The organism is Curtobacterium pusillum (assembly GCF_007680845.1).
Taxonomy (GTDB): Bacteria; Actinomycetota; Actinomycetes; order Actinomycetales; family Microbacteriaceae; genus Curtobacterium; species Curtobacterium pusillum_B.
Map to the genome: position 1 here is coordinate 24,257 of NZ_VEIY01000014.1, position 6,394 is coordinate 30,650.

The window sequence follows — 6,394 nt, forward strand, 5'->3', positions numbered from 1 at the left end:
CGTCGAACCAGGGTGGTCGGCTGGTTCGACGTCGCATGCGTGGTTCGACGCGCGGCCCGGCGCCGGGCGCCCGCGCCGCCCGCGCGGCGCGCGCGCCTACGCGTCGAACGTGTGGAACCAGGCGGTACCGCCCGGGTGCTGCACCGTGATCATCTCGTCGAGGTCCCGGTAGGGCCCGTCCTGGTTGTGGCTCGCCGACTTGATGCGGATCGTGCCGTCCGGCTCGGTGAAGACCTCGGACACGATCGTGGTGTGGTCCGGCGAGTCGTTGTCGTTCCAGTCGTAGAACACGATGTCGCCGACCTTGACCTTGTCCCGCTCGTCGAGGGAGCGCCGGGTCAGCCCGAACTCGGCCGCGTTCGCCGTGAGCCACGGGTCCATCGTCGGGCAGTACGTCCACGTCGCCGAGTGCTCCGCCCCGGCCGAACGGTTGTACCAGTCGGAGCGCTGCTCCCACCCGCGGGCGATCAGGGTCTGCGACACGTAGTTCGCGCAGTCCCCACCGATCGGGTTCATCGTGCCGTACTCGGCGAGGTTGTAGTCCTTCCAGTGCGCCATCGCGTACTGGAGCTGACGGTCGACGTCGGTGAGCGCGGCGTACGCGAGCGTGGTCGTCGCGACCGCCTCTGAAGCGGAGGGCACCGGAGCAGCGGTCGGGGTCGGGGTCGCCGTCGCGCCGTCCTGCGTCGTGCCGCTCTGGCCGTCGTTCGCGGCGCTGCCGTTGCCGTCGGAGGACTGGTTCGCCGAGGGTGACGCCGCGATCGCTGCCGTGAAGAGCGCCACGTCGGCGGAGCCCGCCGTGTACATCGCCTGGTGCGGTGCCGTGAAGGTCACCTTCGTGGCCGAGGCCTTGACGTCCCGGGCAGCGACCCCGCCGACGGTGACGCCCTTGACGGCAGCGAGTCCGGAACCGGCGACGGTGATCGTCACGCCCCCGGCGAGCGGGACCCGCGCGGGGCTGAGCGACTTCGCGACGGGCTTCGCGGTGGGGGTGGCGGAGCTGCCGCCGTCTGCCGCCGAGCCCTTGCCCGTACCCTTGCCGTCGTCGCCGGAGGAGCACGCGGCGACCGCCAGACCGATGCCGGTCACCCCGGCGAGGGAGAGCAGGGACCGGCGGGTCAGCGAAGCAGTCATGGTGCTTCCCAGGGTAGGCGACGACACGGCATGATCACTGGCAGGAACCACCGTCGAGAGGATCAGACCCGATGCCCGAGAGCCACGACTTCTTCGTCGCAGCCGAACCCGAACTCGTCCGTGCCCGCGTGCGCGACGCCCTCGTCCGCGAGGGGTACGCCGTCGAGGACGGCGAACAGGGAGCCCTCCACGCCACCCGCGGCAGCCTCGGCCTCACCCTGCTCATCGGCGGCCTGGCGAACGACCGCACGTTCCACACGCGCCTCGACGTGCAGATCATGGTGACGCCGGACGGCCGCACCGTCGCGCGGCTGCTCCGCGGGTCCGGCAAGTCCGCGCTCAAGGGCGGCGCACTCGGGGTCTCCCGGGGCAACCGCGCGTTCGAGCAGGCCGCGAACGCGATCCACACGACGCTCGCGCAGGCCGGGATCCTGACCGAGAGCGTCCCCGGCTGAGACGGACGACGCCGGACCACCGGCACCAGCCGACGCCGCCGCAACGAGAGAAGGCCACCCGATCGGGTGGCCTTCTGTCTTGGTGGAGCTAAGGGGATTCGAACCCCTGACCTTCTCATTGCGAACGAGACGCGCTACCAACTGCGCCATAGCCCCAGGAACGCGACAACACTAGCACCAGCGTCGGCCCGATCCGAAATCGAGCAGGTCAGACGGCGCGGCGGCGGCGCATGATCGCGTCGAGGTCGGCCTGCTCGTACGCGTCCTCGCCCAGCACGCCCATGCCGGCCCACTTGCTCGGAGGTGCCGGCGGCTCGGCTGCGGTCGGCGCCGGCTCGGCCCGCACGGCGTCGGGAGTCGCGGCCCGCAACCCCAGCCGCTCCGCGAGCCGCCCTTGGTCGTGCGCGGACAGCGACGCGACGGCCTCCTCGACGTCCGGCCGCATCTGCGAGACACGGGCGAGCGTCGGGTCGGTCTCGGCCGCGCGGATCGCGGCGGCCTCTGCCTCGGCCTCCGCCTTGGCGGCGGCCACGCGCTCCTTGAGCCGGGCAGCGAGCTCCGCGGCGGACTCCGGGGAGGCAGCGGGAGCAGCCGGACGCTCGACGTACAGCGGCTTCGGCACGGTGTTCGGCGTCCAGGTCCGGTCGCGCGCGGGCTCCGCGGGCTGCTCGGTGGACAGCGGCGGCGCCGGGTCCGTCCACGCGCTGGTCTGCCTGGAGGCGCGGCTCGCCTCCGGCACGACCGTCGCGGTCCGGGTCTTCCGCGCCTTCGCGACCTGGTGCAGCTGTGCGAGGACGGCTGCGGACCCACCGGCGGCGACGAGCCCCGCGACGGCGACGAGCCAGAGCCCAGGGGCTGCGACGAGGACGACGAGCGCGACGACGATGCCCGCGGTGCCGAGCAGGGTCGCCCCGAGTCGCGAACGGCGCATCCGCATGGCGGTGAGTGCCGGCACCGACGAGGCACGTTCGAGCACGGGGGCCTGCTCGGCGAGACGGCGGGTGATCTCCCGCTGCCGGGCGGCCTCGTGGGCGCGGACGATCGCCGTGCGCTTGGCCTCCTCGGACTTCGCGACGCGCTGCGCTTCGGCGAGGGACTTGGCGTTCATCTCGATGCGGACCTCGTCCGGCAGCTCAGCGGTCTGCGCGAGGATCCGGAGGGTCTGCTGGAGCCGGATCGCGTTCCGCTCGGTCGCGAGGTACTGCCGCCGGGCCGCCCAGGACGGCATGAGGTAGACGAGCCAGAGCACGGCCGCGATGAGCAGGACGATGCCGCCGCCCCAGGAGCCGATACCTGCCATGAGCACACGGTAGGGGTGGGCGTTCCCCCGGCCGCTCATTGCCGGACGCGTGTTGCGCGAGTCGTGACGAAATCGCCCGGGCCGAGCCGCGCCTCCCGTCCACCGGCACGGACGGGCCGGACCGCCGGGTCAGACGCGTGGCGTCGTGTGCAGCGGCATCGCGGCTTCGTCGCGGGCGGCGAGCGGGACGCTGCCGAGGCCAGCCGGCACCTGGCCGCGGACCCAGCGTTCGAGGACACCCTCGCGCACTTCCTCGGCGACGAGGGCGAAGCAGAAGTGGTCGCGCCAGTCGCCGTTGATGTGGATGTAGCGGCGACGGAGCCCCTCGTACCGGAAGCCGAGCTTCTCGACCACGCGGAGCGAGGGAGCGTTCTCCGGGCGGATGCAGATCTCGATGCGGTGGATGCCGACCATGCGGAAGCAGTGGTCCACCGCGAGGGCGACCGAGATCGGCGTCACGTTGTGGCCGGCGGCGTCCTCGACGACCCAGTAGCCGATCGAGGCACTCGCCAACGAGCCGTACGTGATGCCGGAGACGTTGAGCTGCCCGACGAAGCGGCCGTCGAGCTCCATCGCGAACGGCAGTCCGAGGCCTGCACGGGCGTTGGCCTGCAGCGCCCGGATGCTGCCGCGGACGTCGGTGGAGACGTGCCCGGACGGGTTGGTGGCCTCCCACGTGCGGAGCCACGAGCGGTTGCTGGCGAGGGCCACGTCGAGGTCACGGCTGTCGCGCAGGCGGAGGGGCCGGATGGTGACCCGCCCATGGGACAGGGTCGGGATCGTCGTCATCGCGTTGGTTCCTCCGGATGCGCCGAACGGGCCCGGGGAACCCCCGGACCCGTTCGACGACGGGTCGACTATTCGCCCGCGTTGAACTCCTTGAGCCACGACTTGAGGTCGGGGCCGAGGTCCTCGCGGTCCGAGGCGAGCTGCACGATCGCCTTGATGTAGTCGAGTTTGTCACCCGTGTCGTACCGGCGTCCACGGAACACGACGCCGTACACGCCACCGGTCCATTCCTCGGCGCTCGCCATCTTCATGAGCGCGTCGGTGAGCTGGATCTCGCCGCCCTTGCCCGGCTCCTGCTTCTCGAGGACGTCGAAGACCTCGGGGCGGATGACGTAGCGGCCGATGATCGCCAGGTTCGAGGGGGCTTCGCCCTGCGGGGGCTTCTCGACGAGGCCGGTGATCTTCACGACGTCGTCGGTGTCGGTCTGCTCGACCGTGGCGATGCCGTAGAGGTGGGTCTGCGACTCCGGGACCTCGAGCAGGGCGACGATCGTGGCGTTCTTCTCGCCCTGGACCTCGATCATGCGCTTGAGCAGCGGGTCGCGGGCGTCGATGATGTCGTCGCCGAGGAGCACGGCGAACGGCTCGCGGCCGACGTGCATCTTCGCGCGGAGCACGGCGTGGCCGAGACCGAGCGGGTCACCCTGGCGGACGTAGTGCATGTCGGCGAGGTCCGTGGACTGGTTCACCTTCTGCAGCTTCTCGTGGTCGCCCTTCTTGCGGAGGGTCTCCTCGAGTTCGGACACGTGGTCGAAGTGGTTCTCGAGTGCGTTCTTGTTGCGGCCCGTGATCATCAGCACGTCGGTGAGACCGGCGCCGACGGCCTCCTCCACCACGTACTGGATCGCCGGCTTGTCGACGACGGGGAGCATCTCCTTCGGCATCGCCTTGGTGGCGGGGAGGAAGCGCGTGCCCAGGCCTGCGGCGGGGATCACGGCCTTCGAAATCTGGAAGCCCATGCCTGGAACGGTATCGGATGACCCCTGCACGGGGCATGTCGTCGCTACGGAGGACACGGGTTCGCGCGCTCGGCGGCGGGAAGCCGCAACGGTCCTCCTCGGTAGACTCACGCCCATGACCGCCGATCTCGGGAACGAGAAGCGCGCCCTGCGAGCCGAGCTCCGGCAGCGGCGGCGCACCCGGACCACGACCGAACGGGATGCCGACGTCCAGGCCCTCACCGCGACCCTGCAGCGCTTCGCCGAGGAGCGCCAGGTCGAGTCGATCGCCGCGTACCTCTCCGCGGCGGACGAGCCGAACGTGCGGCCGTTCCTCGACTGGGCGTTCGAGCGGGGCGTCCGTGTCCTCCTGCCGATCACGCGCGAGGACGGGCTGCTCGACTGGGCGGTCGGCGACGGCTCCTCCGAGACGCAGGGGATCGCTGGCGTCCCCGAGGTCGTCGGCGAGGTGCTGTCCCCGCTCGCGATCAACGACGTCGACGCGATCCTCGCCCCCGCCGCGGCGGTCGGGCACGACGGCGTTCGGATGGGCTGGGGCCGCGGCTACTACGACAAGACCCTCGGGTCGATGGCGAAGCGGCCGCCCGTCTATGCTGTGATCTTCGACGCGGAGTACCTCGACGAGGTCCCGCGCGAACCCCACGACGAACCCGTCGACGGCATCATCACGCCGTCCCGCATCATCACGTTCCGGAGCTAGGGTGCCCACCTACTCGTACCGTTGCACCGAGTGCGACAACGCCTTCGACATCAAGCAGTCCTTCACCGACGCGACGCTCACCGAGTGCCCGGTGTGCGGCGGCGTCCTGCGGAAGGTCTTCTCGCCGGTCGGCGTGACCTTCAACGGCGGCGGCTTCTACCGCACCGACTCGCGGGCAGCGCCGAAGGGCGAGGGGTCCGGCGGATCGTCGTCCGGCGGATCGTCGTCCGGCGGCTCGGCATCGTCCGGATCGTCCGGCGACTCGTCGAGCAGCTCGTCGTCCGCTCCGGCGAAGACCGAGTCGAAGCCGGCCGCCGCGAAGCCCGCCGCGTCCTGACGGGCGCCCGCACTCCTCGGTAGGTTTGGGGTTCCTCGACCCCGACCAGAAGGAGACCCGTGAAGGGCTTCAGGGAGTTCCTGCTCCGCGGCAACGTCATCGACCTGGCCGTCGCAGTCGTCATCGGTGCCGCGTTCACGGCCATCGTGACCGCGATCGTCACCAACCTCATCAACCCGTTGATCGGTGCGGTGTTCAACGCCTCGAGCCTCGACAAGGCCCTCGTCTGGGAGATCCCGACGGTGGACGGCGACCACGCGAAGATCCTCTTCGGCGCGATCATCGGCGCCGTGATCAACTTCGTGATCGTGGCGGCGGTGGTGTACTTCGCGCTGGTCCTCCCCGTGAACCACCTCAAGAAGGTCGCGTTCGACCGGGTCAAGAACGACCAGGAGCAGACGCCGCAGGACGTCCCCCCGACGGACGTCGAGGTGCTGCTCGAGATCCGGGACCTCCTCCGCTCCCAGAACGGCGTGCCGACGTCGACGGGCACCGGGGCGCACGTCGCCCCGTCGACCGCGCCCGAGGGGCCCGGGATCGGCGGCACCACGAAGCTCTAGCGGCGCGCGGCGCGGCGGCCCCGCACCCCGGAACCAGGTTCCGGGCACAGCACCACGGAACTCCGCGGTGTTGTGTCCGGAACCTGGTTCTTTTCGCGGGGAAGGCGCGCGGCGGCGCGCGGCGCGCGGCGGCGCGCGGCGCGCGGCGGCGCGCGGCGGC

8 protein-coding genes and 1 tRNA gene are annotated in these 6,394 nt (G+C 71.2%); 4 read left to right on the forward strand and 5 right to left on the reverse strand.

Features of this window, described 5'->3' with window-relative positions; translation table 11 throughout:
- Positions 1-96 precede the first annotated feature (96 nt).
- On the reverse strand, positions 97-1,134 hold the full coding sequence (locus FS825_RS18350) for an amidase domain-containing protein (RefSeq protein ID WP_144715869.1): 1,038 nt from the start codon (positions 1,132-1,134) through the stop codon (positions 97-99).
- Positions 1,135-1,205: 71 nt separating this feature from the next.
- On the opposite strand from FS825_RS18350, the gene FS825_RS18355 reads away from it, so the two are divergent.
- The gene (locus FS825_RS18355) at positions 1,206-1,589 is read left to right on the forward strand and encodes a cytochrome c biogenesis protein ResB (RefSeq protein ID WP_144715871.1); all 384 of its coding nucleotides are present in this window, start codon (positions 1,206-1,208) and stop codon (positions 1,587-1,589) included.
- A gap of 80 nt (positions 1,590-1,669) precedes the next feature.
- Here FS825_RS18355 and FS825_RS18360 read toward each other — a convergent pair.
- The 4 genes from FS825_RS18360 to galU form a co-directional block, all read right to left on the reverse strand.
- A tRNA-Ala gene (locus tag FS825_RS18360) sits at positions 1,670-1,745 on the reverse strand.
- A 52-nt stretch (positions 1,746-1,797) separates the two neighbouring features.
- Complete coding sequence (locus tag FS825_RS18365) at positions 1,798-2,889, reverse strand: hypothetical protein (protein ID WP_144715872.1); 1,092 nt, start codon at positions 2,887-2,889, stop codon at positions 1,798-1,800.
- Positions 2,890-3,018: 129 nt separating this feature from the next.
- Positions 3,019-3,678, reverse strand: coding sequence for a GNAT family N-acetyltransferase (locus FS825_RS18370; RefSeq protein ID WP_144715874.1), 660 nt, complete (start codon positions 3,676-3,678; stop codon positions 3,019-3,021).
- A 68-nt stretch (positions 3,679-3,746) separates the two neighbouring features.
- A complete protein-coding gene (galU, locus tag FS825_RS18375; protein ID WP_144715876.1) occupies positions 3,747-4,637 on the reverse strand; it encodes a UTP--glucose-1-phosphate uridylyltransferase GalU in 891 nt (296 codons plus the stop codon).
- Positions 4,638-4,752: 115 nt separating this feature from the next.
- Here galU and FS825_RS18380 point away from each other — a divergent pair, with 115 nt between their 5' ends.
- The 3 genes from FS825_RS18380 to mscL are packed head-to-tail and all read left to right on the forward strand — an operon-like array spanning position 4,753 to position 6,234.
- Complete coding sequence (locus tag FS825_RS18380; RefSeq protein WP_144715878.1) at positions 4,753-5,337, forward strand: 5-formyltetrahydrofolate cyclo-ligase; 585 nt, start codon at positions 4,753-4,755, stop codon at positions 5,335-5,337.
- A gap of 1 nt (position 5,338) precedes the next feature.
- Entirely contained in the window at positions 5,339-5,674 is a 336-nt protein-coding gene (locus FS825_RS18385; RefSeq protein WP_144715880.1) for an FmdB family zinc ribbon protein, read from the forward strand.
- 59 nt (positions 5,675-5,733) lie between these two features.
- Positions 5,734-6,234: a large conductance mechanosensitive channel protein MscL gene (gene mscL, locus FS825_RS18390; protein ID WP_144715881.1), complete on the forward strand. Its 501-nt coding sequence runs from the start codon at positions 5,734-5,736 to the stop codon at positions 6,232-6,234.
- Positions 6,235-6,394: the final 160 nt, after the last annotated feature.

What these genes read in the sequence shown, in the direction of transcription:
- FS825_RS18350 (WP_144715869.1), bottom strand. Translation starts at nt 1,134, where the DNA reads ATGACTGCTTCGCTGACCCGCCGGTCCCTGCTCTCCCTCGCCGGGGTG.
- FS825_RS18355 (WP_144715871.1), top strand. Translation starts at nt 1,206, where the DNA reads ATGCCCGAGAGCCACGACTTCTTCGTCGCAGCCGAACCCGAACTCGTC.
- FS825_RS18365 (WP_144715872.1), bottom strand. Translation starts at nt 2,889, where the DNA reads ATGGCAGGTATCGGCTCCTGGGGCGGCGGCATCGTCCTGCTCATCGCG.
- FS825_RS18370 (WP_144715874.1), bottom strand. Translation starts at nt 3,678, where the DNA reads ATGACGACGATCCCGACCCTGTCCCATGGGCGGGTCACCATCCGGCCC.
- galU (WP_144715876.1), bottom strand. Translation starts at nt 4,637, where the DNA reads ATGGGCTTCCAGATTTCGAAGGCCGTGATCCCCGCCGCAGGCCTGGGC.
- FS825_RS18380 (WP_144715878.1), top strand. Translation starts at nt 4,753, where the DNA reads ATGACCGCCGATCTCGGGAACGAGAAGCGCGCCCTGCGAGCCGAGCTC.